At 66.3% G+C, this 26,121-nt stretch carries 24 protein-coding genes and 7 tRNA genes; 12 read left to right on the forward strand and 19 right to left on the reverse strand.

The features are described 5' to 3' along the window. Positions 1-4: 4 nt before the first annotated feature. The 5 genes from adiC to AC5P88_RS09930 all read right to left on the reverse strand — a co-directional run bounded on the left by adiC (position 5) and on the right by AC5P88_RS09930 (position 6,205). The gene (adiC, locus tag AC5P88_RS09910) at positions 5-1,357 is read right to left on the reverse strand and encodes an arginine/agmatine antiporter (protein ID WP_106550449.1); all 1,353 of its coding nucleotides are present in this window, start codon (positions 1,355-1,357) and stop codon (positions 5-7) included. Between the two features lie 76 nt (positions 1,358-1,433). Continuing rightward, entirely contained in the window at positions 1,434-2,867 is a 1,434-nt protein-coding gene (locus tag AC5P88_RS09915; protein ID WP_495224927.1) for a DcaP family trimeric outer membrane transporter, read from the reverse strand. 512 nt (positions 2,868-3,379) lie between these two features. Beyond that, positions 3,380-4,222, reverse strand: coding sequence for a thiol:disulfide interchange protein DsbG (gene dsbG / locus AC5P88_RS09920; RefSeq protein WP_495224928.1), 843 nt, complete (start codon positions 4,220-4,222; stop codon positions 3,380-3,382). A gap of 30 nt (positions 4,223-4,252) precedes the next feature. Next, positions 4,253-5,056, reverse strand: a complete 804-nt coding sequence (locus AC5P88_RS09925) for a TlpA family protein disulfide reductase (RefSeq protein WP_495224929.1) — start codon at positions 5,054-5,056, stop codon at positions 4,253-4,255. Between the two features lie 81 nt (positions 5,057-5,137). Then, a complete protein-coding gene (locus AC5P88_RS09930) occupies positions 5,138-6,205 on the reverse strand; it encodes a GlxA family transcriptional regulator (RefSeq protein WP_100443815.1) in 1,068 nt (355 codons plus the stop codon). A 187-nt stretch (positions 6,206-6,392) separates the two neighbouring features. Here AC5P88_RS09930 and AC5P88_RS09935 point away from each other — a divergent pair, with 187 nt between their 5' ends. From AC5P88_RS09935 to AC5P88_RS09965, 7 genes are all read left to right on the forward strand, one after another. Then, a complete protein-coding gene (locus AC5P88_RS09935; RefSeq protein WP_099553175.1) occupies positions 6,393-6,791 on the forward strand; it encodes a heavy metal-responsive transcriptional regulator in 399 nt (132 codons plus the stop codon). A gap of 103 nt (positions 6,792-6,894) precedes the next feature. Continuing rightward, positions 6,895-6,970: transfer RNA gene (locus AC5P88_RS09940), tRNA-Ala, on the forward strand. A gap of 54 nt (positions 6,971-7,024) precedes the next feature. Further along, positions 7,025-7,100: transfer RNA gene (locus tag AC5P88_RS09945), tRNA-Glu, on the forward strand. A gap of 184 nt (positions 7,101-7,284) precedes the next feature. Further along, positions 7,285-7,360 (forward strand) — tRNA-Ala (locus AC5P88_RS09950). A 49-nt stretch (positions 7,361-7,409) separates the two neighbouring features. After that, positions 7,410-7,485, forward strand: a tRNA-Glu gene (locus AC5P88_RS09955). Positions 7,486-7,530: 45 nt separating this feature from the next. After that, positions 7,531-7,606: transfer RNA gene (locus AC5P88_RS09960), tRNA-Ala, on the forward strand. A 47-nt stretch (positions 7,607-7,653) separates the two neighbouring features. Then, positions 7,654-7,729, forward strand: a tRNA-Glu gene (locus tag AC5P88_RS09965). A 139-nt stretch (positions 7,730-7,868) separates the two neighbouring features. On the opposite strand, the gene AC5P88_RS09970 is transcribed toward AC5P88_RS09965, so the two are convergent. Further along, a complete protein-coding gene (locus AC5P88_RS09970; protein ID WP_099553174.1) occupies positions 7,869-8,285 on the reverse strand; it encodes a GNAT family N-acetyltransferase in 417 nt (138 codons plus the stop codon). 77 nt (positions 8,286-8,362) lie between these two features. Here AC5P88_RS09970 and AC5P88_RS09975 point away from each other — a divergent pair, with 77 nt between their 5' ends. Continuing rightward, positions 8,363-9,319, forward strand: coding sequence for an SOS response-associated peptidase family protein (locus AC5P88_RS09975; RefSeq protein ID WP_495224930.1), 957 nt, complete (start codon positions 8,363-8,365; stop codon positions 9,317-9,319). A 10-nt stretch (positions 9,320-9,329) separates the two neighbouring features. Here AC5P88_RS09975 and AC5P88_RS09980 read toward each other — a convergent pair whose 3' ends face one another. After that, positions 9,330-9,710: a response regulator gene (locus tag AC5P88_RS09980; RefSeq protein WP_049427448.1), complete on the reverse strand. Its 381-nt coding sequence runs from the start codon at positions 9,708-9,710 to the stop codon at positions 9,330-9,332. 132 nt (positions 9,711-9,842) lie between these two features. Between AC5P88_RS09980 and AC5P88_RS09985 the strand changes: the two genes are divergently transcribed. Together AC5P88_RS09985 and AC5P88_RS09990 are read left to right on the forward strand one after the other, a co-directional pair. Continuing rightward, positions 9,843-9,928, forward strand: a tRNA-Leu gene (locus tag AC5P88_RS09985). A gap of 201 nt (positions 9,929-10,129) precedes the next feature. Continuing rightward, positions 10,130-11,569: a GGDEF domain-containing protein gene (locus AC5P88_RS09990; RefSeq protein ID WP_495224931.1), complete on the forward strand. Its 1,440-nt coding sequence runs from the start codon at positions 10,130-10,132 to the stop codon at positions 11,567-11,569. Here the strand turns inward: AC5P88_RS09990 and AC5P88_RS09995 are convergent. After that, positions 11,566-13,392: a methyl-accepting chemotaxis protein gene (locus AC5P88_RS09995; RefSeq protein ID WP_495224932.1), complete on the reverse strand. Its 1,827-nt coding sequence runs from the start codon at positions 13,390-13,392 to the stop codon at positions 11,566-11,568. The genes AC5P88_RS09990 and AC5P88_RS09995 overlap by 4 nt on opposite strands. A gap of 255 nt (positions 13,393-13,647) precedes the next feature. Further along, positions 13,648-14,193: a GNAT family N-acetyltransferase gene (locus AC5P88_RS10000; RefSeq protein WP_495224933.1), complete on the reverse strand. Its 546-nt coding sequence runs from the start codon at positions 14,191-14,193 to the stop codon at positions 13,648-13,650. A 152-nt stretch (positions 14,194-14,345) separates the two neighbouring features. On the opposite strand from AC5P88_RS10000, the gene AC5P88_RS10005 reads away from it, so the two are divergent. Both AC5P88_RS10005 and AC5P88_RS10010 read left to right on the forward strand, forming a co-directional pair. Further along, positions 14,346-15,434: a DUF5694 domain-containing protein gene (locus AC5P88_RS10005; RefSeq protein WP_111203923.1), complete on the forward strand. Its 1,089-nt coding sequence runs from the start codon at positions 14,346-14,348 to the stop codon at positions 15,432-15,434. 61 nt (positions 15,435-15,495) lie between these two features. Beyond that, positions 15,496-15,786, forward strand: a complete 291-nt coding sequence (locus tag AC5P88_RS10010) for a putative quinol monooxygenase (protein ID WP_005410081.1) — start codon at positions 15,496-15,498, stop codon at positions 15,784-15,786. Here the strand turns inward: AC5P88_RS10010 and AC5P88_RS10015 are convergent. From AC5P88_RS10015 to AC5P88_RS10060, 10 genes are all read right to left on the reverse strand, one after another. Further along, on the reverse strand, positions 15,728-16,030 hold the full coding sequence (locus AC5P88_RS10015; protein WP_414497308.1) for a hypothetical protein: 303 nt from the start codon (positions 16,028-16,030) through the stop codon (positions 15,728-15,730). The two genes, AC5P88_RS10010 and AC5P88_RS10015, sit on opposite strands and share 59 nt — an antisense overlap. Positions 16,031-16,092: 62 nt before the next feature. Then, the gene (locus AC5P88_RS10020) at positions 16,093-18,282 is read right to left on the reverse strand and encodes a PAS domain S-box protein (RefSeq protein WP_495224934.1); all 2,190 of its coding nucleotides are present in this window, start codon (positions 18,280-18,282) and stop codon (positions 16,093-16,095) included. Positions 18,283-18,490: 208 nt separating this feature from the next. Then, positions 18,491-20,878, reverse strand: a complete 2,388-nt coding sequence (locus AC5P88_RS10025) for a Tex family protein (protein ID WP_495224935.1) — start codon at positions 20,876-20,878, stop codon at positions 18,491-18,493. Between the two features lie 207 nt (positions 20,879-21,085). Further along, positions 21,086-21,301, reverse strand: coding sequence for a hypothetical protein (locus AC5P88_RS10030; RefSeq protein ID WP_005417149.1), 216 nt, complete (start codon positions 21,299-21,301; stop codon positions 21,086-21,088). 834 nt (positions 21,302-22,135) lie between these two features. Further along, the gene (locus AC5P88_RS10035; protein WP_495224936.1) at positions 22,136-22,588 is read right to left on the reverse strand and encodes a hypothetical protein; all 453 of its coding nucleotides are present in this window, start codon (positions 22,586-22,588) and stop codon (positions 22,136-22,138) included. After that, positions 22,585-22,788, reverse strand: a complete 204-nt coding sequence (locus AC5P88_RS10040) for a PspC domain-containing protein (RefSeq protein WP_106551363.1) — start codon at positions 22,786-22,788, stop codon at positions 22,585-22,587. Before AC5P88_RS10040 ends, AC5P88_RS10035 begins: the two co-directional genes overlap by 4 nt. Positions 22,789-22,854: 66 nt before the next feature. Continuing rightward, positions 22,855-23,223: a YfeK family protein gene (locus AC5P88_RS10045; protein ID WP_495224937.1), complete on the reverse strand. Its 369-nt coding sequence runs from the start codon at positions 23,221-23,223 to the stop codon at positions 22,855-22,857. Between the two features lie 33 nt (positions 23,224-23,256). Beyond that, on the reverse strand, positions 23,257-24,324 hold the full coding sequence (gene phaC / locus AC5P88_RS10050; protein WP_495224938.1) for a class III poly(R)-hydroxyalkanoic acid synthase subunit PhaC: 1,068 nt from the start codon (positions 24,322-24,324) through the stop codon (positions 23,257-23,259). Then, positions 24,321-25,385, reverse strand: coding sequence for a class III poly(R)-hydroxyalkanoic acid synthase subunit PhaE (phaE, locus tag AC5P88_RS10055; RefSeq protein WP_106551361.1), 1,065 nt, complete (start codon positions 25,383-25,385; stop codon positions 24,321-24,323). The genes phaC and phaE overlap by 4 nt, the downstream gene beginning before the upstream one ends. Positions 25,386-25,407: 22 nt before the next feature. Beyond that, entirely contained in the window at positions 25,408-26,022 is a 615-nt protein-coding gene (locus AC5P88_RS10060) for a CDP-alcohol phosphatidyltransferase family protein (RefSeq protein ID WP_049429661.1), read from the reverse strand. Between the last annotated feature and the right edge of the window lie 99 nt (positions 26,023-26,121).

Below are 26,121 nucleotides of genomic sequence, written 5' to 3' on the forward strand. Positions count from 1 at the left end.
TAACTCAGGAACGCTGGGCGCCGGCGCTGATCGCCGAAGCCTCGCGGGCGCGCTGCCGCTGCTGGCGGCGCTCCTCGCTGAAGAAGGGATAGAACACGGTGATGAACAGCACGAACAGGAACGCGTACTGCACGATGGTTCCCGACGAGCCGTAGATCGCCCACAGGCAGTACACGACGGTCAAGCTGGTCAGGGTCCAGAACGCACCGGTATGGATGATCGTGTGCGAGCGTTCGACCACGAAGTAGCAGGCCACGCACGAGTAGATATAGGGCAGCAGGGTCAGCACCACCGCCGCCGATGTGATCACGTCGAACTGCGCAGACGCAGTTTCCGAGGTGGAGGTGACCAGCACCGCCAAGGTCATCAGCACGGCCACGATCAGCACGCCCTTGACCGGCACGTCATCCTTGTTGGTCTTGCTGAAGATGCTCGGGAACAGGCCGTCATCGGAGGCAGCCTTGGCGCTCTGTGCGGTCAGCAGGATCCAGCCACCCAGCGAACCGGCGGCACCGATGAAGGCGCACAGGCTGACCAGCGCACCGCCCCAACCGCCCACCGCCTTGGCCGCAGCCAGCGCGAACGGCGCATCGGAGGTCTGCAGCTCGCCGTTGGGCACCATGCCCATGATCACCGACGAGCTGGCGATATAAGCGATCGCGGCCAGGAACACGCCGGCCAGCGTGGCACGGGCCACGTTCTTTTCCGGGTTCTCGACCACACCGGCGGTCACCGAGGCCGACTCGACACCGATGAAGGCCCACAGAGTCAGTGCCGCGGCGCTGGAGATCGCGCCGAAGTTGGATTCACCGGACACGTTGTACGCGCCCTTGAAGATGTCGGCATCGAAGAAGAACCAGCCGAAGATGGCGATGCCCAGGATCGGCACCAGCGCGAAGCTGGTAGTGACCGTCTGCACCCGGCTGACGAAGGCCGGGCCGATCATGTTGGCGAAGCTCAGCGCCCACACCAGCACCAGCACCGCGATGCAGCGCACCAGCGGCTCGGACAGGATCGGGAAGAAGTAGCTGAAGTAGCCGACCGCCGCGATCGGGATGGCGACGTTGCCGATCCAGTTGGCGAACCAGTAGATGGTGTTGGTCTGGAAGCCCATGTACGGGCCGAACCAGTCACGCGCGTATGCGTACGGACCGCCCGCCTTCGGTGCCAGCTTGCCCAGCTTGGCGAACACGAACGCCAGCAGCAGCGCACCCGCAGTGGTGATCAGCCAGCCCCAGATCGAAGCGGTACCGATCTTGGCCAGGCTGGAGGGCAGCAGGAACACGCCTGAGCCCATCATGTTGCCGGCGACGAGGAAGGTGGCTCCGACCACCCCGATTTTCTTTGCTTCTGCCATGACAATCTCCTGTACTGGCATGAGCCCGGTGCGGCCGGGCGTGGGGACGGTTGCGCTGGCGTAACGCCGCTGGCGCTTACTTGATGAAGTTGTATTGCAGGCTGCCCTGCACCCGGACCGTGTCGCCGCGCGCGCCGCTCTGCTGTTCCAGGCGGCCGTAGAGCAGCTCCATGCCCATCGTCCACGACGGCGCCGGGCTCCAGATCAGGTTGAAAACGCCGTAGCGGCTCTGCCGGAATGCGTCGGCGGCCAATGCGGCGTTACGCTCCAGGGTCAGCTGGCCGAAGATCAGGTTCGAACGCCACAGCTCCGACCAGTAGTGGGTGTAACCCACGAATCCACCGTGCAGGTCCAGCGCATCCAGGCGCCCATCGGCACCGACCACGGCGTCCAGCCCGGAACCGGTCAGGTCGGCGGTGTAACGGCTGAGTCCGCGTCCGCCCAGCGCACCGAACAGCAACAGATCGCGCTCGCCCACCGAGGCCGAGCCGCTCAGCTGCAGGCCGCCGGCCATGCGCCGGTCGCGCTCGCCAGCGCCGTCGTAGGCCAGGCTGCGCGCCACCGCGCCCAGCTGGAGATGGCCCCAGTCACGCTCCATGCGCGCGGTCACGGTTACGTCCGGCAGACGGTTCACCGCAGCCCGCTCATCACTGGCACCGGCAAGTTCAGTCTTCGGATCCTCGGCCGCCACGGTCAGCGTGTTGCCCTTGCCCATCGCGAAGCTGTGGTGGATGCCGGCCACCAGCAGATAGCCGGCGCCGCCGGGCCCGGCGAAGTCCAGCGTGTCGGGCAGGCTGTCCGGGTCCATGAAGCTGGAGTAGCCATAACCGGCGTAGGTATTACCGAGCTGTCCATAGGCATGCCGCAGGCGGAATTCATAGCCGTCGCTGCTGCCGAAGAAGTCGTTCTCCAGATAGAAGCGCAGGTTGCCGTGCGTGGTCGGGCGCCGCGCCTCGAAGCTGAAGCGGGTCTGCTTGGCGTGGATGTTGAAGTTGGAGACATCGCGGTGGCTGCCGCCCACCGGCATCGAAGAGGGAATGAACTGGTCCTCGTCGCCGGCCGCGCGCGAATCGGCGATGGCATCCAGCTTGGCGTAGCCACCGATGCGGATCACCGTGTCGGTGCCGGGGATGGCAAAGAACCCCTTCAGATCGGGATCGGTCGGGCCTGCCGCACTGTCCGGTCGCGATGCGGCAGTGGACGGATCAGCGACCGAATCGCGCTGCGGCAGTACCGGCTGCGCCACACCCGGCACCTGGGTGCGATGGATCACATCGGAAGGGGCAGCGGAGGCAATCGGCGCCGTTGCAGGCACGGCTGTTGCCTGCGCAGGCGCAGCATCGCGCTGCTCCAGCCGGTCCAGCCGTTGCTGCATGCCTTCCAGCGCCTGGCGCATTGCGGCGATCTCACGCCGCAATGCCTGGGCATCCTCCGCATCACCCTGTTGGGCGTACGCCGGCGTGATCGCCAGTGCCCCCAGACACGCCAGACTCAGTACCGCCAAACGCATTGCATCCTCCCCGGACGAACACTCGCATCACGGTTCCGGAGCGCACGCATGCGCCGCCCTGGCTTCGCGTTGCCGTTGCTGGAAATGCGGGTACTGCGTCGACGACATCGGCCAGCCTGCGCGTGACAGGCAACAGGACGATGACACTGCCCCGCCTGCACCCATGTCGACTCCATCAAGGCCGCGCTGCCAGAGAGGTGGCGACCGCAGCGGTCTGGGTAACAAGCAGGGAGTGAGAGTGTCGTGAATGGCTGTGCCGTGCTGCCCGCATCGGGGCAGCCTCGGCGCGGCATCCATGGCGCGTTGACGCTGTATTCCATGCGTCAAAGGCTAGTCCACCTGTCGTTTTTGGCCTTGATTGGAATCAAGGCGCGATGCTTGATCTCAGTCACGATTCAGACGTGACCTCGAACAGGTCATGCGCAAGCGGTTGTGTTCGCCTGGGCACAGAACGCGACAGGCCCGCATGTCGCCATGCGGGCCCGTGGACTACGTCATCATTCCGGTACGGATCAACGCGGACCGAGCACCGTCGTCAGGTCGTCGCCCTGCGGCAGTCCGGCGCGGCGCTGCACCTGGCCCTGCGCATCCTGGAACAGGATGCCCGGCGTGCCCTGGAACCCCATCTCCAGCATCAGGACCTGGTTGGCATCAAGCTTGCCTGCGATCTCGCGGCTGATGCTCGGCAGCGCCTTGATACCGCCACGGTCGAACTGGTGTTCGTTCTCCAGCAGTGCCGCGCTCGGATCACGTGCGGCGAGGATGGCGGCGGCCTTGGCCGGGCTGTCCTCGCGGATCACGCCCACCATGATGTGGCGCAGCTGCACCTTGCCGGCGTCGACCCACGGACGGGCCGCCTCCCAGAACTTGTGGCAATACGGGCAATTGGCATCGCTGAAGGTATAGACCACGCGCGGCGCGTCGGCCTTGCCGTCACGCACCCAGGCGCTGGCTTCGAGCTTGGTCCACATCTTGGCCGACATCGGCGCGGCCACCAGCTTCTCCACCGCCTCGGCCGCGACATCATTGCCTTCGGCATCGAACAGGCTGCCCACCAGCACGTGCTTGCCATCGGCCGTGACATAGGCTGCGGCCGGCTGCTGACCGCCCACCACACCGGCGAAGCCGCGCAGGCCGCCCGGCGCATCGAATTCGGCGACAACTTCGAAGCCGTGCTTCTCGATGCCCTTCAACACCGCGGGGCGATCGCCCTTGGTAGCAGTGGTCGGCGCGCCTGCCGTCGGTGCGGCAGCGGTCTTGCCCGGCGGCGTCTGCGCCTGGCTGCAGGCGGCCAATGCCAGCATGACCGGCAGCAGGAGCACCGCCGGGGCGGTGCGCAGGGAAGTCGACAACATGGGAACTCCGTAGTGAGATGCCCGCGCAGGCTACCGCAGCCGACGCAGTTTGTGTTCAAGACCCGCCGTGGTCAGCTCGCCCAGGTGCAGTTCACGCAGGCGCCCATCGGCATCGAAGAAGAGTGTCGAGGGGTAGGCCTGCACACCCAGTGCTGTTGAAGCGGCCGCGTCATCGTCCAGCAACACGTTGTCCAGCATCAGTCGCTCACCGGCAAGAAAACCCCGGACCTCATCCAGGGTTTCGCCCTGATTGAGGAATACGAACTGCACGTTGCCATGTGCCTGCTGTGCTGCTGCGAGCACCGGCATCTCCCGTCGGCAGGGGCCGCACCATGTGGCCCACAGGTTCAGCACCACCGGCCTGCCCCGGAACTGCTGCAGATCAACCGCTCCGCCCTGCAGGTCCGCGACCTGCAGCGTCGGCAATGGCATCTGCCGCTCCTGCCAGGCCGACAGCAGCTGACCACCAGCGGCCCAGAGCAGCACACCCACCAGTGCGCTTGTCAGTACCGGTGCACGCAACTGACGCCACGGCCGCAGACGCCATGATCCCCACGCCAGCCCGGCCACCAGCACCACCGTCAGGTGATAGCCACCATCGGTGACCTGCAGAATGCTCCAGGGCTCCGATCGATAGAGCGCGAAATTCAGCGCAACAAAACTGATACGACCACACAGCAGGCCGATCAGCAGCATGTCCAGCACCATGCTTGCTGCCGACGGCAGCGGCATTCCCACTGCCCTGCGCGGCCAAAGACGGGCAACGATCATGGCCAGCAACGTGCACATGAGGATCAACACCACCGGCATCGGTACCGGTCCAACACTCGACATCAGCCCACCTGTTCAAGTTCCACTTGCCTGCATGGTCAAAGCGTCGCGCCCAGGTTGCAAGCGCTCGCCCGCCACCTGTCATCAGGCCGCACTCCGCCCCAACTGCATGCCGGGGGGCGTCTGCAGGCCACGCAGGCTTCCGGCCACCGACGGCATCAACGGTCGCTCCCGCCGCTTGCAGTTGACGTGGCGACGATAGTTGGCCGGTGTCATGCCCACGATGCGGAGGAACAGACGCCGGAAAGCGCTCTGATCAGCGTAGCCCACACCCCAGGCCACCTCTTCGATGCCTGCGCCCTGCTGCAGCAGGGTCTGCGCCTTGGCAATGCGCAGCCGCTGGCAGTATTCGATCGGCCGCAGACCGGTCGCCCGGAGGAAGCGCCGCTGCAAGGTTCGCGGTTCCAATCCGGAAACTTCGCAGATTGCGGCCAGCGTGGCCCCTCGTGCCGCAGTGGTATGCAGCCAGCGCTGGGCCTTCAGTACGTCGCGGTCACCGTGGGCGAAGTTGGCACTGAAACGCTCAAGATCCTGCTGGATCCCCGCGGGCACGACGATCCCGAGCTGTTGCGCGACCGCGCTCGCCACGCCCTGCCCGTGCAGCCGGTACAGCAGACGCAGGCCGAGGAACCGCCAGGCCTGCGATCCACCAACGGTCAGCAGATCACCATCGTCGACCAGCGCCCGCTCACTGGGGACCCAGCTCACCGCCTGCGCCTGCAACCCTGGATGTCGCCCCAGATCGGGGCCGCTGACCGTTCTTCCGGCCAGCAGTCCCGCACGGGCCAGCACACCAACCCCATCGCTCGCGGCAGCCAGCAGGCTGCCACCGTCATAGTGGGCCCGCAACCAGTCCAGCAGGACCTCCTCGGCGCGCAGGCAGGCTCCAGGGCTGATCTGGCCGGGAACCGCGATTACCGCAGGAATGGCGGCGTCAAGCATTTCAGCACCCGCGATGCGATGTACACCGGTCTGGCTGGCGGGCACGATCCAGCGGGTGACAAGCACACGCTTGAACGGTCGGCGCTGCTGCTGGGCCAGGCGGTTGGCGACATGGGCCATTTCGGCCAGCACCGAGGCGGCGGAGGGGTCCCCTCCCGGGTACTCGACCACCGCAACCTCGACGAATGCTTCGTTCCTGACTCCCTCCACAGACCACCTCCTCGGTTCGTTGCAGGCCATCGAACGGCCGGTTCAGGCGAAGGGTAGGAACAGGCCCATCTGCGGGGCTATGAAGAAAGTTGCAAAGTGGGCTGAATGCGCGCGGCGGGCTGAAGCCTTGACTCTAGACCAGACTCCAGGCTTCACAATGATCGGCAGGATCCGCTGGAAAACTGCCATGAACATTGGACAACTGGCCCGCCAGGCAGGCGTGCCGATCGATACGGTCCGCTATTACGAGCGGCAGCAGCTGCTGCCGACAGCGGCGCGCTCGGCTGGCGGCTACCGCATCTTCGGCGAGCCGGACCTGCGCCGGTTGCGCTTCATCCGCCGCGCCAAAGCGCTGGGCTTCAGCCTCGAGGAAATCGGCGAGCTGCTGGCGCTCAGCGATCACCACCGGCAGGACATGGGAAGCGTGCGCGACACCGCCCAGGCCCGCCTGCAGGACATTGCACAACGGATGGCCGAACTGCAGCGCATGCATACCGCGCTTTCGCAGCTGGTCGATGCATGCCCCGGTCACGGCACGCTCGACCAATGCCCGATCCTGGCGGCGCTGACCGACGACAACGCATAGACATCCCTGGCGCAGATCGGCATTGCAACGCACGTGAAGAAAAGTGCAACAAATGCTTGCCAACCCCCTGGGGCAAGGCTATTATTTCGCTCCTCAGCGACGTGGGGCCATAGCTCAGCTGGGAGAGCGCCTGCATGGCATGCAGGAGGTCAGCGGTTCGATCCCGCTTGGCTCCACCAATCTTTCGGCATTAGGCCGTCGAAAGGTCGCTAAAGAACATTGATGAGAATTGCGTCCCCATCGTCTAGAGGCCTAGGACATCACCCTTTCACGGTGGCGACCGGGGTTCGAATCCCCGTGGGGACGCCACTCATCACGAACAACGAGGACCCGGCCGATAACCGGGTCTTTTTTGTTCACCGCCTACCGGCATTCAGGTTGTGGCGTTGCGGTTCCCCTGCCCTTGTGGCGACGGTTGAACCGGAACGAAAAAAGTTTAAAAAAAGCTTCCACAAACGTGAACACGCAGGTATGATAGGCGGCTCGGTAACACGGGGCCATAGCTCAGCTGGGAGAGCGCCTGCATGGCATGCAGGAGGTCAGCGGTTCGATCCCGCTTGGCTCCACCACTTTCGACATTAGGCCGTCGAAGGTTCTACAACTTGAAGTTTTTCGTGCGTCCCCATCGTCTAGAGGCCTAGGACATCACCCTTTCACGGTGGCGACCGGGGTTCGAATCCCCGTGGGGACGCCAGTTTCAAAACGGACTCTGCTCCCGGCAGATCATCCGGAGTTTCATGGGGCCATAGCTCAGCTGGGAGAGCGCCTGCATGGCATGCAGGAGGTCAGCGGTTCGATCCCGCTTGGCTCCACCACTTCGACATTAGGCCGTCGAAGCGTCTACAACTTGAAGTTTTCGTGCGTCCCCATCGTCTAGAGGCCTAGGACATCACCCTTTCACGGTGGCGACCGGGGTTCGAATCCCCGTGGGGACGCCAATTCTTGAAAACCCTGGCTTCGGCCGGGGTTTTTCTTTGCCTGCGAATCCCCGGAACGCCCTATCCACGCATGGCGTGGACCTACCGGACTCTGCAGTAGATCCATGCCATGCGTGGATGGCATCACCTCCGCTGCACCTCAGAACCGGCGATACATCCCGATCGACGCCGGTGCTGTCGGCGCAAAACCAAACTGCGCGTACAACCGGTGTGCTTCACCATCGGCCAACAGGCTGACGTATGCCGATGGCGGCAGATTCGCCTGCATCCAGCCATCCAGGCGCCGCATCACTTCCTTGCCCAGGCCCTGACCCTGCAGGCGCGGCAGCACCGCGATATCGCAGACCTGCAGGTGGCACCCACCATCGCCGACGATGCGGCCCATCGCTACCAGCTCATTGCCCTGGTAGGCACACACGCCATACAGGGTGTTGGGCAGCGCCCGCGTCGCCGCCTCGTGGCTCTTGGCGCTGAGGCCGGCCAGCACGCGCAGCCGGCAGTAGTCTTCAACCGTGGGGACAGCCTCGCGGAACTGGCAGCTGACGGAATCATTCATGCGGTATCTCCCTGTAGGTCGGGCTATCCTGCCGCATCCACGTCGCAGCGAGTGCGACCCAGGCCTGCAGAGTTCCCATGTGCTATTCCGCCCTGATCCGCGCCGACTACGCCACGCTGGTCCGCGAGTTCGGTGCCATCCTGTCGCTGGAGGAGTTCGCCGAACTGTACGCGCACGACCCCGGCAAGAAGCGACCGAAAACTCCGAAAGCAATGGATGACGGCTTTGCCGGCGCGCGCACCGGTCAGGGCCGCGACATCGTCGCGAAGATCCAGCACTGGCACGCACTGGAACGCCAGGATCTGGAGACGGAGCTGGCCCGCCAGCGCGAGCGCCGCGATATTGCCCATGCAACGCTCGCCACCCGCCCCACCCAGAAGGCACGCAACGACCTGCGCGTGGCCGGCAACCGCATCGAGCGCGCCCAGGCCCGGCTCGAAGACCTGCACCGGGTCCAACTGCTGCCGCGCGACAACCGCATTTTCCCCGGTACCTACGCGCCGGTGATGGTCAGCGAGAACGGCCGCCGGGTGATCAAGCCGATGCGCTACCAGTGCCGGCTGCCCGACAAACCGGCACGCAACGACGTGCTCTATCCCGGCACCTACAACGCACGACGTGACAGCCTGGAAGGCTATTGGCGCGGCGCGTTCGGCCTTCGCCACGGCGTTGTGTTGGTGCGGGCGTTCTATGAGCACGTGCCACGCCACGCCATCGCAGGGCGCGCGCTTGGCGCCGCGGAAAAGGAACAGGATGTGGTGCTGGAGTTTCGCCCCGACCCGCCCCGCGACCTGCTTCTGGCCTGCCTTTGGGCGGAATGGGAGGGACCGGAAGGACGCCTGCTCTCGTTCGCCACGATCACCGATACCCCGCCACCCGATGTCGCCGCGGCCGGTCACGATCGCGGCGTGATACCGATCCGCAGGGAGCATCTCGATGCGTGGCTCAATCCCGATCCGGACAACCTGGCCGGGCAGTACCGCATCCTCGACGACCGCGAGGACATCCGCTACGTGTACGAGGAGGCCGGCTGAAGCGCCGTTCTCACGCCGTTGCGCTGGAACGGCCCACCGCACGGGTCAGCGCCCGGGTCAGATCCGCCGACAGATACGGCTTGACCAGCAGTATTCCGGCCAGCATCGACTCGGGCAGCTGCTCAGCCAGCATCCCGGTGGCGAGCACGAACGGTACGCCACGCGCCGACAATGCTGCCGCCACTGGCTCGCTGGTCTCATTGCGGGCCAGGCGATAGTCCAGCAGGGCCACATCCGGGGCCGAGTCTTCCAGCATGCGCAATGCTTCAGCCACGCTCGCCGCCAACCCGACCACGGTCGCGCCGGCATGCACCAGCTGCATCTGCAGCAGGGCCGCACTCATCTCGTCGTTCTCGACCACCAGCACCCTCAGGTCCTGCAACACTGTCATCGGCTATGGCTCCTGGAGGCATTCAAGCCGGCGCAGTATAGCCATCACAGAGCCGATGCCGACAGGAAACGCCCCGATCTGCCTTGCCCCTATGAAAGCCCTGCCCTCCTCGGTTACACTCACGCGCTGCCTGCCGGTGTGGCGGAATGGTATACGCAGCTGACTCAAAATCAGCCGGGGGTGACCCCATGAAGGTTCGAGTCCTTTCACCGGCACCACAGCATCAAAGGCCAGGTCCACGACCTGGCCTTTTGCTTTTCCAGGCGATGCATGCCCCTGTGGCCGCTCCGGCGTCACTGCATTGACGCATAACTGCGACCGCTGACAGCGTTGTCGCTAGACGCAGCGCACACTTTTCTTGCCAGCCTCACGTACATCTGCCTATCGTGATCCCGCCGGATCCGGGGGCGGGGGAATGCATGACGCTGCGTGCTGCACTGTTTTTTCTGGTCACGCACGCACTCGTCATTGCCTTGGTCGGCCCGCAGGACCCTGTCGGCTCCTACCTGTTGCTGATCACCGCCCCCCTGCTGGCCGCACTGGCCTGCGTGCGGCGCGCTCGTGCCAGCCAGGCGGCCTGCAAGTGGCGGCTGCTCGGCGCGGCCGTCGGCCTGTTCTCACTTGCCCTGCTTGCCCTGCTGTACCGCAATGTGGCCGGCCTCGCCCCTGCGCAGATGACCGCCTCAACACTGATCCTGTACGTGTTCTACCGGATCCCCCTGACCTACGTAGCTGCAAGCCCGGGCGGCGGGAACCGCTTCATCCGTGCGGTGGACCTTGCGATCATTGCCCTGCTTTGGCTGCTGTACTACCTGCATACGCGGGCCATGGCGCCTCTCAACACCGCGCTGTGGACGCAGTGCCTGAACACCATGAGCAGCGTGCAGAACAGCCTGGTGTTCTGCTTCGCGCTGATCCGTTTCCTGGCCGAGGACAATCCCGACCGCCGCGATTTCTTCCGCACACTTGCGATCTACGCGCTGGGCTACTTCCTGCTGGCGCTCTACATCAACACCTACCAGCCGCAGACACCTGACGGCAGCTGGGGCGACCTGCTGATCAGCGGGCTGTTCGTGCTGCTGGCCGTCCTGGCCGGCAGCCACCGCCGCCACCCGGCAGTGGAGGTATCCCGCAGCCTGCGGCGCATCGTCGATGCCGGCGTACCACTGATGCTGCCCTTGCTGCTGATGATGGTGGCGCTGCTGGTCGCGCGCCTGCAGCCAAGCCTGGCCATGGTAGGTTTCATCGGTGCGATGCTGGGTTACGCCCTGCGCAGCATGCTGAGCCAGATCGAGATCCAGCGCCAGCGCGATGAACTGGAAACGCTGGCGCGGCGCGATCCACTGACCGGGCTGGGCAACCGGCGCAGTTTCGATGAGTCGCTGGATGGCGCCCACCGCCGCGCGCGCCGCCAAGGCCAGGGCCTGGCGGTACTGATGATCGACATCGACCACTTCAAGCGGCTGAACGACACCTACGGGCACCCGGAAGGCGATCGGCGCCTGCGTGCCGTCGCCGGCATCCTCGACGGCTGCCTGCAGCGCGGTGACGACCTGCTGGCCCGCTACGGCGGCGAGGAGTTCATTGCAGCCCTGCCATCGCCCGAGGCGATGCACGCGCTGCATCTGGGCGAACGCCTGCGTGCCGCGGTCGAAAGCGCCGCACTGCCCGCTGCCGAGGGCCATGTGACCATCAGCGTGGGCGTGGCCTGGCAGTCCGCCAGCGATGAGTACGCGCCCGGAGACCTGGTCGGCCGTGCCGACCAGGCCCTGTACCGGGCCAAGCATGCCGGGCGCAACCGTGTGCACCTTGCCTCGGCCATGCAGCCCTCTGGCGAACCTGTCGGCCCGCGCGCCTAGACGACCCGCAGGGCTGCCCCTCCATGCAGATGCCCTGCGCCGTCCTGCACCCGGAAACCGGCGACGGTCTGCAGCAGCTGTGCCGACTGCTCTTCCATGCTGCGCGCCGCCGCCGACGCCTCCTCCACCAGGGCAGCGTTCTGCTGCGTGCCCTGGTCGATCAGGTCAACCGCGTGGTTCATCTGCTGGATGTCGTCGCTCTGCTGCTGCGAGGCCGTGCTGATCTCGGTCATCAGATCGCTGACCCGGCGGACGTTGGTCACGATCTCGTCCATGGTGCGGCCCGCGCTTTCCACCTGGGCGGTGCCGGCCCCCACGTTGGCCACCGACTCATCGATCAGATGCTTGATTTCCTTGGCGGCACTGGCCGAGCGCTGGGACAGCTCGCGGATCTCGGTGGCGACCACGGCAAATCCACGGCCATGTTCACCCGCGCGCGCGGCTTCCACCGCTGCGTTCAACGCCAGGATATTGGTCTGGAACGCGATGCCGTCGATCACGCCGATGATGTCGACGATGCGCCGCGAGGACGCGTTGATGACCGCCATCGTCTCGACCACTTCATGCACCACACTGCCGCCGCGCGCAGCGACATCGGCGGCTCCGCCGGCCAGCTGGCTCGCCTGGCGCGCGTTGGTGGCGGTGCGCTGCACGGTCTCGGCCAACCCCTTCATCGACACCGCGGTTTCCTCCAGCGAGGCCGCCTGCTGCTCGGTGCGCTGCGACAGGTCGCTGTTGCCTTGCGCGATCTCGGTCGCACCCACCGCAATGGTGTCGGCAGCGAACTTGATCTGGCCGATGATCGCGGCCATCGCCTCGACCAGCGAATTCACGCCCTCGCACAGTTCGGCGATGGAACCCTGCTTGTCGGCCATCGCCACGCGCCGGGTCAGATCACCCTGCTTCGCGGCGGCCACCACCTCGCGGGTCTGCGCCACGGCGCGCTGCATGGCCTGGTTTTCATGCACCTGTGCGGTGATGTCGGTGGCGTACTTGACGACCTTGAACGGCTTGCCGTTGAGGTCGAGGATGGGGTTGTAGGAGGCCTGGATCCAGACCTCGCGCCCGCCTTTGCCCAGGCGTCGATACTGCCCGGCGTCATATTCGCCGCGCCCGAGCTTCTCCCAGAAACGGCGATATTCGTCGCTGCTGCGGTGGCCTGGCTCGACGAACAGCGAGTGGTGCTGTCCACGCACCTCATCGAGGCCGTAGCCGGTGACTTCGAGGAAGTTCTCGTTGGCCGAGAGAATGCGCCCGTCCATGCTGAATTCGATCACCGCCTGCGACTTGCCGATCGCTGCCAGCTGCCCGGCCGAATCGGCCGCCTGCAGCTTCTGCGCGGTGATGTCGGTGGCGAACTTGACCACCTTGTACGGCCGTCCCTGCCGGTCCAGTACCGGGTTGTAGGAGGCCTGGATCCAGATCTCGCGCTGGCCCTTGCCGAAGCGGCGGTATTGCCCGGCGTCATACTCGCCACGTCCCAGCCGCGCCCAGAAGTCGCGGTACTCGGCGCTGCGCGCATGCTCCGGATCGACGAACAGAGCGTGGTGCTTGCCCTGGATTTCCTCCAGCCGATAGCCCATCGCCTGCAGGAAATTGTCGTTGGCCTGCAGGATGGTGCCGTCGAGCGCGAACTCGATGACGGCCTGCACGCGGTGCAGCGCCGCGACCTGCGCCTCGAGTTCGGCACGGTCGGTCGCTGCCGGTTCGGTGCCGGTGCGGTGCTGCGGGGCCAGGACGCCCAGCAGGGCACGCCACGGCGACCAACGGGTATGCAGCTCGACCGGCGCCTGCGCGCCCGCCGTGAAGCCTGGAATGAGCATTGTCTGATCCTCGGTGTCCGACAAAGGGTTGCGACCCGACGGGCGGGATGCCCGGCGGCAACTTCAGTTGCTAAGGACTACAGGTGCCGGCAGGCACCTCTCGAGCGGCTGGCAAGAACGTCTGGTGCGGGTGCGATCGGCATCTGGGAGCGGCGGAACACACAGCGCGGGCCGCCCATCGGGGGCAGCCTGGGGTCCTGCAGCGGGCGACTGGAGCGGGATCCAGAGGGGATATCGGCGATGCCGTCGGCCGCTTTAGCGGGATTCCGCGACGTCCGTCGCAACTCCGTGCATTGCAGCAGGAAGGCGATAGATGATCGTCGTGTACTTCACGCCCTGCTCACGTGCTACAGGCTGTCCACCGAGGGACTCAGCAAGCGAACGGCTGGACCGGTTCTGCTCGGCCACCGGATAGCGGAACGCCGCGCATGACAGCCGCTGCGACGCCGAAGACCACACCGCCGCCACCGCTTCCCGCCCATAGCCATGGCCATGCATTGCTTCAGCGATCCAGATACCCAGTTCGGGCTCTGCATCACCGGTGCGATGCAGGCCGGCCAGTCCCAGGAACACGCCATCCTCGCGCCTGCGGATCACGAACGTAATGTCGGTCCCATCGGTGATGGTGGGCAGCCACGTTCGCCAGACAGCAGCAAACGCCTCGTTCGACGGCGGCGGCTCGAAGGACATGTAGCGGGTCAGCCCGGGGGTGATTCCCGCAAATGCCTCGTCGGCGTCACCGGGCGTGAATGGCCGGAGGTGCAGCCGCGGACTGTCGATGGTCCAGTCGTCGGATGTCATGTTCTGCATTGCCTGAGCGCTGGGTACAGCATCGCTCAGCAGAAGGATGCAGCTCAAGGCAAAAAGGTTTACATGACCAATGCGGGATTCCGCGGCAGGAGAATATGACCAGCATGAAGGTCCCGCAGGATGCTCATCGACATGGAGATCGCATGTTCCCTCGCTTTGCCAGCCTTCTCTTCCTGGCCGTGTGCAGCAGCAGCGCGCTGGCCAACGACACCGCCTATCGACCCGCCTTCCACCCGGACCAGCTGAAGGGACCGCCCGCAGGGCGCCCGAACGAAGTGCTGGTGCTGGGCAGCCCGCACCTGTCCAGCCTGCCGGAGACCTTCACGCCGGCGATGCTGGAACCTCTGCTGCAGCGTCTGGAAGCCTGGCGGCCCACCGCGATCGCAGTGGAGAACCTGTCCGGCCTGCAGTGTGACTTCATGCGCCGCAATCCGGCCCGCTACGCCGAGAGCGTAGCGGACTACTGCGTCGATCCGGCACCGGCGCAGGCCGCCACCGGCCTGGACGTGCCCGGCGCCAACGTGGAGATGGAACGCCTGCTTGCGGATTGGCCGAAGGCGCCAACCGCTGCCCAGCGACGCCGATTGGCCGCAGTGTTCCTGGCTGCGGGCGAGAGCAGCTCGGCAGTCGTCCAATGGCTGCGGCTGCCCAGGGAAGAGCGACGTGCCTCGGACAGCCTGACACCGGAGCTGGTGCAGTTCCTCGACACGCGCATGGCACGCCGCAACGAGGCCGGCCTGGTGGCCGGCGTCCTCGCCGCGCGCCTGGGGCTGGAGCGGCTGTGGGCGGTCGACGACCACACTGCGGATTCGCCTACACCGGAATCGCAGCAGAAGGCCTACGCTGCCGCCATACGCGGTGCCTGGGACAATTCCTTCGTCAAAGCGCGCAGGGCGGCCGATGAACGACTGGAAGCCAATCTTGCTCAACCGGATGGGTTGCTCGCGATGTATCGCGCCTACAACGCACCCGAGGCCGCGATGCTGGCCTTCAACAGCGATTTCGGCGCGACGCTCGTCGAACCCTCGCCGGAAGGCTTCGGCCGCAACTACGTGGGCTACTGGGAAACCCGCAACCTGCGCATGGTCGCCAACATGCGCGACGTGCTCGGCCAACACCCGGGCACCCGCATGCTCACCATCGTTGGTGCCTCGCACAAGGGCTACTACGAGGCCTACCTCAACCAGATGCACGATGTGCAGCTGGTCAGTGCGGACGCAGTATTGCGTTGACGGGATGGGTGCCGGCCACCTGCCGGCACTATCCTGCAGGGCCCCATCCGCAGGTGCCCGCATGCTCAAGGTCATCGCCGAAGACTTCATCCATCCCGATGCCGTGGACACCGTGCTTCCGCTGTACCGGGAACTGGTCGCGTGCACGCAGCGCGAGCCGCTCTGCCTTGGCTATGAACTGTTCGTGGACCAGAAGGATCCCGGGCATTTCGTCTTCATCGAGCAATGGCCGGACCGCGCCGCCCTGGACATCCATTGCGCCAGCGAGCATTTCCAGCGGCTGGTGCCGCAGATCAATGCCTTCCAGCGCGCGCCATGCCGGTTCCTGCTGATGGATGCTGCGCCTCTGTAGCGCCGGCATCAACGCGACCGTGATCCCGGCGACTGTGCCGCCACAGCATCAGGCTGGCCGCCATCGTGCACGCCAGGGTCAGGGCCAGCAGCGCCACCACGCTTCCCTGCAGCACCGGCAGCATTGCCTGGGCCAGACGATCATCACGCACCTCCTCCAGCCGCAGCCAGGCGGCCAGGGTCAGGCACCAACCGACCATGGCCGGGGCGAAGGTGCGCACCGTCATCGGGTTCCAGACATGCATGGGATCACCTGTACGAGAGGAGGTGGGCGGAGTATTCGCGCCCGCCTTCTCACTGGATGAGATCAACCCTCGGCCGCGTCGATGTCATCGCCTGGTAGCTCGCTGGCTTCGCCCTGCACCTGCACGTTGTTGCGGCCCATCGCCTTGGCCCGGTAACACTGGGCATCGGCCGCGGCCACCGCCTGGTCCACGCTCATCCCGCCGGCCAGCGGCGCGATGCCGATGCTGGCCCCTACCCGCAACCGGTTCTGGTCCCACGGAATCGACAGCGACGCCAGGGTGTGCAGCAGCTCACCGCCAATGCGGGCTGCGCGACGCGGCGTACAGCCGGACAGGATCACCGCGAACTCATCGCCGCCCAGCCGCGCCACCACATCCGAATCGCGCACCCCGTGACGCAGAACGCTGGCCACCGCCCACAGCACCGCATCGCCAGCCAGATGGCCCCAGGTATCGTTGATCGGCTTGAACCGGTCCAGATCGATGTACATCAGCGACGCGGCCTGGCCGGTACGTTCAACGCGGGTGATCGCCTGCTGCAGATGCACCTCGAAGCCACGGCGGTTGCTCAGTTCGGTCAGCGGATCGATCTCGGCCAGATGACGTGCCTCGCGCTGGCGGGCACGCTGCTGGGTATCGTCGCGCAGCACCCAGACCGCGCCGCGAACGTGGCCCTCGTCATCGCGCAACCAGGCGCGGGTGAGGTCCACCGGCACCGTGGCGGTACCCTGGCGCAGCAGCAGGTCGGCATGCAGGTCCACCGCGTTGCTTTCCGGATCCAGCAGTACCGACACGTCCAGCACCGAACCCGGCGCGTACTCGGTGGTCAGCGCCAGCACATCCTGCACCTTGTGCCCGGCCAGCGACAACGCGCCGTCACCGGCCAACGTGCGTACGGCGGCGGCATTGGCGTAGTCGATACGGCCATCGAGGCTGACGCTCAGCACCAGGTCGGCTACCGCGTCGAGGGTGATGCGGCTGCGCTGCTCGCTCTCGAACAGCCGCTGCTCGCTGCTGCGCTGGGCGGTGATGTCCTGGATCTGCGACACGAAATGCAACGGCTCGCCATGCTCGTTGCGCACCAGCGAGACCGACAACCGGGCCCAGATCACCTTGCCATCGCGATCAAGATAGCGTTTCTCCAGGTGGTAGTGGCTGCGCCGCCCGGCCAGCAGGTCCTGCACCAGGGCCAGGTCGGTCTGCAGGTCATCGGGATGGGTCAGGCGCTGGAAATCCACCTGCAGCAGCTCTTCCCGCGGATAGCCGAGGATCCGGCACAGCGCATCGTTGACGTCCAGCCATCGCCCTTCCAGCGACACCAGCGCCATGCCCAGCGCAGCCGAGGTGAACGCACCGGCGAACTTCTCCGCGGACAAGCGTGCCTCGGCCCTCGCCTGCAGGATCTCGGTGATGTCGATGGCCATGCCGACATAGCCGATGCGTGCACCGTCGGCACCGTCCATGCGGCTGATCGACAGGCGTACCTGGCGTGGCTGGCCGTCCTTGCGCAGCAGCGTCCATTGCCGCGAATAGGTCTGGCCATCGGCACGCGCACTGAGTGCCTCGAACACGCCTGGCAGATGGCCATCGGCATCGGCCAGCGGTCGCAGCCAGGCGTTCAATTCCTGCGGATCGTGGAAGGCATCCAGCCGGCGCTGGCCAACCACCTCGGCCGCGCTGTAGCCCAGCAGACGTTGCGCGCCGGTATTGAACAGGGTGATGGTGCCATCGGTATCGGTGGCGATCACCGCCACCTCATCGGAGGCATCGACCACAGCCTGCAGGCGTTGACGGGTCTCGGCCGCATCATGGCGGGCCTGCTGCAGTTCGGTCACGTCGGCATGCGCGCCGGCCATCCACAGCGGCCGGCCCTGCCCGTCCCATTCGAAGACGCGGCCACGGTCCTGGATCCATATCCACTGGCCGTTCTTGTGGCGCATCCGCAGCAGGCACGCGTAGTTGTCGGCGCGTCCCTCGAAGTGCTCGTCCAGTGCCGCGTCGGACAGCGCTATGTCATCGGGATGGACCAGCTTCAGGAAGGTCTTCTGGCAGATCGGCTCCAGCTCTTCCAGGCGGTAACCGACAATCTCGGCCCAGCGCGCATTGACCCGCATCTCGCCGGTCTGCACGTTCCATTCCCAGGTGCCCGCAGCGGTGCCATCGATGATCATCGCCAGCCGCCGACGCTCTTCGGCCAGCTCCTGCAGGCGACGCTCCAGCAACCCGTTGCCGTTGGTACGCTGGCCCGCCATCAACGCTCCCTCCGGCCCGCGCAGGCAGGCGTTGGCCGCAGCAATGCGCTGCAGCGTGCACCGAAGACGACGGGTCGTGCTGGCGTCATGGCCCTCCCCAGCGACAGCGGGGGGGCCGAACGCCTCCCCTCCAGCGCAAGTGTGCGCAATCACGGGGAAAACCGACAAGTCCCCCGCCGCGGATCAACCGTGACGGGGGGCACGAACCTCAGCCGCGCTTGGCCCGGGCGAAGGCCTCGGCCAAGGCGTTGTTGGCCGGCGGCGCCGACTGGGCGGGCCGTCCGCTGTTGCCCTGGCCACGGTTCGGCCCGCGGTTCTGCCCGCCTGCGTCGCGGCGCGGCCCCTGGCCCTGCCCGCGCTCCTCACGCTGGCCCGGGCGGCTGGTGGCCTGCCCCGGGGTGTCGTCCAGGCGCCGGGTCAGCGCGATGCGCTTGCGCGGTACATCCACTTCCAGCACCTTCACCTTGACGATGTCGCCGGCCTTGACCACGTCGCGCGGGTCCTTCACGAAGGTGTCGGACAGCGCCGAAATGTGGATCAGGCCGTCCTGGTGCACGCCGATATCGACGAAAGCACCAAAGGCCGCCACGTTGCTGACCACGCCTTCCAGCACCATGCCCTCGCGCAGGTCCTTGATGTCCTCCACGCCTTCGGCGAAGCGCGCGGCCTTGAACTCCGGACGCGGGTCGCGGCCCGGCTTCTCCAGTTCCTTCAGGATGTCGCGCACGGTCGGCACGCCGAAGGTGTCATCGGTGAACTGCTCGGCCTTCAGTCCGCGCAGGAAGCTGCCATCGCCGATCAGCGCCTTGATCGGGCGCGCGGTGCTGGCGACGATGCGCTCGACCACCGGGTAGGCTTCCGGGTGCACCGCCGAGGCATCCAGCGGTTGGTCACCGTCAGCGATGCGCAGGAAGCCGGCGCACTGCTCGAAGGTCTTCTCGCCCAGGCGCGCGACCTTCAGCAGGTCCTTGCGGCGCTTGAACGGGCCGTTGTCGTCACGATGCCGCACGATGTTCTCGGCCACCGTGGCCGACAGGCCGGACACGCGCGACAGCAGCGCGGCCGAGGCGGTGTTCACGTACACGCCCACGGCATTCACGCAGTCCTCCACGCGTGCGTCCAGCGCCCGCGCCAGGCGGTACTGGTCCACATCATGCTGGTACTGGCCCACGCCGATCGCCTTGGGCTCGATCTTGACCAGCTCGGCCAGAGGGTCCTGCAGGCGGCGGGCAATCGACACCGCGCCACGCAGCGACACGTCCAGGCCAGGGAATTCCTTGGCCGCAAATTCAGACGCCGAATACACCGAGGCGCCTGCCTCGCTGACCACCACCTTCTGCAGCTTCGGGTTGCCAGCGGCCTTGATCGCTTCACCGGCCAGCTTGTCGGTTTCGCGGCTGGCGGTGCCGTTGCCGATCGCGATCAGTTCAACGTTGTGCTTCGCGCACAACTGCTTGATCGTCTGCAGCGACTGGTCCCACTGGCGGCGTGGCTCGTGCGGGTAGATGGTGTCGGTGGCCACCAGCTTGCCGGTGGCATCGACCACGGCGATCTTGCAGCCGGTGCGGATGCCCGGGTCCAGCCCGAGCACGGTCTTCGGGCCGGCCGGTGCGGCCAGCAGCAGATCCTTCAGGTTGTCGCCGAACACCGCAATGGCTTCGGCCTCGGCCTTTTCGCGGGCCTGGTTGAACAGGTCCAGCAGCAGATGGGTGTGCAGCTTGGCGCGCCAGGTCAGGCGGCAGGCGTCCAGCAGCCAGCGATCGGCGGCACGCCCCTGGTCGGCAATGCCGGCCCTGCGCGCCACGCGTCCTTCGGCGTACTGGTGACCGGCTTCGGCATCGCTGCCCGGGTCCAGCTCCAGGAACAGGATCTCTTCGCGGCGAGCACGGAACAGCGCCAGCAGCCGGTGCGAGGGAATCTTCGCCAGCGCTTCGGCATGCTCGAAATAATCCCGGTACTTGGCACCCTCGGTTTCCTTGCCCTCGGCCACGCGGGCGCGGATCACGCCGGTGTCGCCCAACCAGGTGCGCAGCTCGCCGACCAGCGCGGCGTCTTCGCCCCAGCGCTCCATCAGGATCGCGCGCGCGCCTTCCAGCGCGGCCTTGGTGTCGGCCACGCCCTTGTCGGCATCGACGAAGGTGGCGGCGAAGACCTGCGGATCCTGCGTCGGGTCGACCAGCAGGCCATCGGCCAGCGGCTCCAGGCCGGCCTCGCGGGCGATCTGGGCGCGGGTGCGGCGCTTGGGCTTGTACGGCAGGTACAGATCTTCCAGGCGGCTCTTGGTATCGGCCGCCAGAATGTCGTTGCGCAGTTCGTCGCTGAGCTTGCCCTGTTCGCCGATGCTTGCCAGCACCGCCGCGCGGCGTTCCTCCAGCTCACGCAGATAGGTCAGGCGTACTTCCAGGTTGCGCAGCTGGGTGTCATCCAGGCCCCCGGTCACTTCCTTGCGGTAGCGCGCGATGAACGGAACGCTGGCGCCTTCGTCGAGCAGGCCGACGGCGGCACGTACCTGGGCGGACTGGGCACCGATCTCGTCGGCGATGGTCTGGGCGATCTGCTGGGCGAGCGCGCTCTGGGCGTTCTTGGCGTCGTGCATTGCTTCAGGTCTGTGCCGCGTTACGGGAAGACCCCATTCTGGCAATCGACGACGCAGCCGGACAAGGCATTGACAGGGGGCAAGGTTCAGCGGCGAGGCCGGATTGGACGCCGGCATCCTGGCGGAGAGAGGGCTCGGACTGGCCCGGGGCTGGGATGCCGGCGCGGGCGCGCGATGGTGGGCGCGCCCTGCCGCGTGTTGCGAAGGTCAGCGGTAGTGGCGGGCGGCGCGCTGCATGACGATGTCGTCACGCATGCCTTCCAGGGCCATCAGGCGGACCTTGCCGACACCCTGCAGTTCCATGAACCGCTCCGTGTAGAACTCCGGCCCCAGCGCGGTGTCGGCGCGGGATTTGCTGAAGCCGTAGGGCACCACGCCCTTCTCGCCATCCTTGCTACCACCGACATAAAGAACGATTGCCATGTGATGTCTTCCTCCAAATTGCTACTGCGTACTGCACTCGATGAGCGATGCTGCGAGCTCATCGAGGGAGAGCTTACCGCGTCGAACCTGACTGGAACGTCACGAAGGCTAATGACGATCGGTTGCATGCAGATGACTGCGGGATCGCAGCAGAATGCTTACGGATCTTTAACTTTCGACTAACGAATCGCGGGGATTCCAGCCAACGGCGCAGCCCCTCGTGGGTGGATTGGTTGGTCGCGAAAAGCCGGTTTCCTGTGGGCTGGCCGGGAAGGTGGGTAGGCCGGGGACGCCGTGAACCCATCCCTGGGGGCTTGGCCGCGGCATCCATGCCGCGGACACCCCGCCCTACCCACCGTCCCGGCCGCTGACACGCTACTGGTGCCTGCCGCCACCCACGGAGAAGAAAAAAGAAGATCAAAAGCAGAAGCAGCCTGGCTGGCCGCTTTTTGTAGAGCCGAAGGCAGCGGCAGGAGCCGCTGCCAACGTCGCGCATGGCGACGGCCCGAAGGGTGCCGGTCAGGACGACCGGCATAGCCCACGCTCGGCTGCTTTCTGGCCCGGTCGCGAAGCCGAGCGCAGGCTCGGCTCTACACGAGCAAGCGCAGCGCGCGACCCGCTTCTGCTGTTCTTTTCTCTTCCGTGGCTGGACGCGGCCGGGAACTGTCAGGGGTCGGGCGGGGTGGGTTCGCGGGACCGTTGGCGCCATGGATGGCGCCATCGAGCCCCCAGGGACGGGTTTACGGCGTGTCCCGCGAACCCACCCCGCCCGACCCGATCACATGATCCGCATTCCGCGACCAAGCCACGAGGGGCTGCGCCGTTGGCCGGAAACTACGGCCACCAGCCGTCCCCGAACCGGGCGTAATGATCCGCCGCACGCTCGAACGGGTTGCGCGCACTCACCCCGCCACACAGCAGGTACACCGGCAGGTACAGCGGCCCCAGCACCATGTACTGGTAGACGTGTGCACGTTCGTGGTCATCCAGCCGGATCAACGGCTCGACGCCCCATCCCGCCTGATGCGCATAGGTCCGGCAGCAAATGCCCAGGTCGTGCCCGGTGTGCAGGATCACATTGCCCAGCGTGATCGCCCCGCCCGGCCCCCATGGCCAGCGGTCGAACACCAGTGCGCGGTCTCGTCCGCTCCAGCGCAGTGTCGCGCCCCCCAGCATCCCGGTCAGGCCGCCGATCAGGCCGATCAGGGAATTGGGCGATGTCCACACTGCGCCCAGTATCTGCAACGCGCACAGCCAGATCGGCCGGGGTCCCGCGGCCGTCTTCAATCGGCCTCGTTCGGCATCAGCAGCCACAGGATCAGGTAGACCAGGATGCCGGGAAAAGCTGCAGAGGCCAGCGACAGCAGCACGTAGATCACCCGCAGCAGCGTGGCGTTCCAGCCGAAGCGATGGGCGATGCCCCCCATAACGCCGGCAATCATGCGGTCGTTCAATGAACGCGACAGCGTCTTGGGCGTGGTGTTCATGGCGGTGTCTCCTCAGCTTGCGGGCAGAGCCAGTCGAGCATCACTCGACTCTACACCGCCCCATGTCTACGGCGTGCGTTGGCGCAGGGCCTGCAGGCGTGCGCCGAACCAGGCGGCCGCGGTCTGTTCAGGCTGTCCCGGGCACTGGATGCGATACGGCTTGCCGCTCATGCTGCTCTGGCTGGCGGCTCGCTCGATGAACTGCTCGGCACTGTCCACCTGGTTCTTCTTCAGCAGGTAATCGTACTTGCGCTGCAGGTGCGCGCGCGCGTCACCGCCGTCATACCAGCTGCCATTGCGCTGGAACCGGCACTGCGAGCCATCGAGGCTGGAGATCAGCTGGGCGATCTCGCGCTGTGCATCCGCACTGGGTGCGGCGTGGGCAAGCGGCGCTGCCAGCAGTGCCGCAAGAATCAACAGAATCCGGTACGTCATCATCCCCCCAGGTCAGTCGAGCATGGCTCGACGCTACAGGTCCCGTGCCTTCAGCCAACCATCGATCATGGCCGGCACTTCGCGCTGCGCGCGGCCGGACACGTAGATGCCGATGTGGCCACCGCGGAAACTGGATTCGGTGTAGTCAGCCGTGCCCAGCCGGCCACGCATCGCACGCGAAGCATCCGGCGGCACCAGATGATCCTGCTCGGCGTAGATGTTCAGCACCGGCAGGGTCACTTTCAAGAGATCCACCGCTTCCTCGCCAATCCGCACCGTGCCCTTCACCAGCCCGTTGCCCTGGTAGAACTGCTTGATGAAGTCACGGAACGCTTCACCGGCCAGGTCCGGCGAGTCGAAGATCCACTTCTCCATGCGCAGGAAATCCTCCAGCGCCGCCTTGTCATCGAGGATGTCGAGCAGGCCGACATACTTCTGCACGTTCAGGCGGAATGGCTTGAGCATCAGGTAGCTGGCATTCATCAGGTCGGCCGGGATGTTGCCCAGCGTGTCAACCAGCAGATCCACATCCACCTGCCGTGCCCAGTGCGAGAGCATGTTGTCGGCGGTCTGGAAATCAACCGGGGTGACCATGGTGATCAGCTTGCCCAGCTTCTGCCGGCGCAGTGCCGCATAGCACAGCGCGAACACGCCACCCTGGCAGATGCCGAGCAGGTCCACCGGGCCACCGCTGCGCGCGCGCAGCGCATCCACCGCGCCATCGATGTAGCGCAGCAGGTAGTCCTCCAGGGTCTGGAAACGCTCGGAGCGGTCCGGGTAGCCCCAGTCCAGCACATAGACGTCCTGGCCCAGCGCCAGCAGCTTCTGTACCAGCGATCGGTCGGCCTGCAGGTCCACCATGTACGGCCTGTTGACCAGCGCATAGACAATCAGCAGCGGCGTGCGGCGGGTGGGTGCCTGCTCGCCGACGAAGCGGTACAGCACCACCCTGCCGTCGCGCCAGACTTCTTCGCGGGCGGTCACGCCATAGTCCACGTCTTCCACCTGCGGCAGCAGCTTCAGCCCTTCCATCAGCTTGCGCTGCATGGCGAGGGTTTCCTGCATCAGGTCATCGGCGTTGAAGCCCAGCGGTCCTTTCATCGGTCACGCGCCCGTGAGGTGGTGCGTGCGGCAGCCTTCTTCGCCGGTGCTTTCTTCGCGGCCGGCTTCTTCGCCGGCGCAGCCTTCTTCACGGCTTTGCGTGCGGCCGGCTTCACCTTCGCAGGTGCCGGCTGCGACACCGGATCCACCGCGGCGGTCCCCGCCAGCACCGCCACCTGTGCCTGCAGGCGGCGAAGGCTGCGCTCCAGTTCGGCAATGCGGCGATGCGCAGCGTCCATTTCGCTGCGGGTCGGCAAGCCGATACGTTCACTCATCTGTTCCACTTCGCGCTGCAGGCCGGCGCGCAGACGCATCTGTGCGTTGCCCAGCGAGGCATACACCTGCTGGAACGGCTCGGACATCGCGACCTTGGCGTAGGCTTCCTCCGCCACCTCAATCCACAGGTCGAACATCGCGCGGGCGCTGGTCAGCTGGCTGCCCGGTTGTTCGTGCTCCGCCAGGCGCTGCTCGAACAACGCGAAGGCTTCGTCCAGCGCCTGCTTGATCTGCTCGACGTAAGCACGCGAATGCTGCTGGTACTCCTCCTGCGCACGCAGCAGGGCCTGCCAGCGTGCCTGGTGCTCGCGGCCGGGCCCGAACGCCGGGCTCTGCAGCCACGGGCCGGCCTGCAGCTGGAACTGCTGCAGCCACGCGGCGAACTCGGGTACGGCGGCGCCGGCCTGGGTGCTGCCCCGTGCGCCCTGCAGCATCCACTGCAGCATGCCGTCGCCCTGCCCCTGCACCGCCTCGCGCCAGGCCTGGGCCACATCGGCACTGCTGGCATCGCGGCCAGCAAAGCGCGCCGCCACTTCCTGCATCGTGCCGTACCAGCTACCCGCCTGCTCGCGGAAACGGCGCACGGCGTCCTCCGGTGCACCCTGCCCCTGTTCGGGCAACAGCTGGCCCCACCAGTCGAACAGGCGCTGCCAGCTGCCGGGATCATCGCCGGCCGGTGCACCGGGCGTGGTCGCATGGCGCAGGGCATCGCCCCAGGCACCGAAGTACTGCCGGGCAAGGGTCTCGAAATCGCTGCTGCCGGCGTCGTGGGCCGAGCTGGTCATCGCAGGCCTCCGCAGGGCTGGCTCATGGCTTGGGAATGCGCAGGGTCTTGCTGATCATCAGCGACCCGGACAGAGCGAACAGCAGCACCATCGGGTGCAGCTGCCAAGGGCCGATCTGCCACTGGCCAAACCAGAGGTCCTGGCCGATGGCATCGGTACCGGCGGCGATCGCCAGCACGATCACCAGCACCAGGCTGGTCGGGATCGGAGTGCCCTCGAAATACTTGACCTTGCCCTCGTCGCCGGCCAGCGCCTCGGCGGTGACGTTGTAGCGCGCCAGGCGGCTGACGCCGCAGCAGACGAAGTAGCTCAGCACCAGCCAGTCCCAGCCGCCCTGCATGCCGCACGCATAGGCCAGCGCCGCCGGCGCCACGCCGAAGGAGATCACGTCCGACAGCGAGTCCAGCTCGCGGCCCAGGGTGGAGCTGGATTTGCGCCAGCGCGCGATGCGCCCGTCAAGGGCGTCGAAAATGAAGGCCAGCGGGATCAGCGCCATGCCGAACAGCAGGTAGCCGCGCTCGCCGTCCTGCAGGAAACGCATCGCGGCGAACACCGCACCGGTGCCGCAGAAAGCATTGGCCAGGGTGAACCAGTCGGCCAGCTGGAATTCGCGCAGCATCGAGAAGTGACGTTTCATGGGGTCTCACGGAGCATCAAGGCCCACAGGTTACCGCGAGCGCCGCCATGGGTGACAGCGCCTGCCAGGCCGATTCTTCACCATGCGCTCACCCATCCT

The organism is Stenotrophomonas sp. YJH_SMC_8, assembly GCF_059371315.1.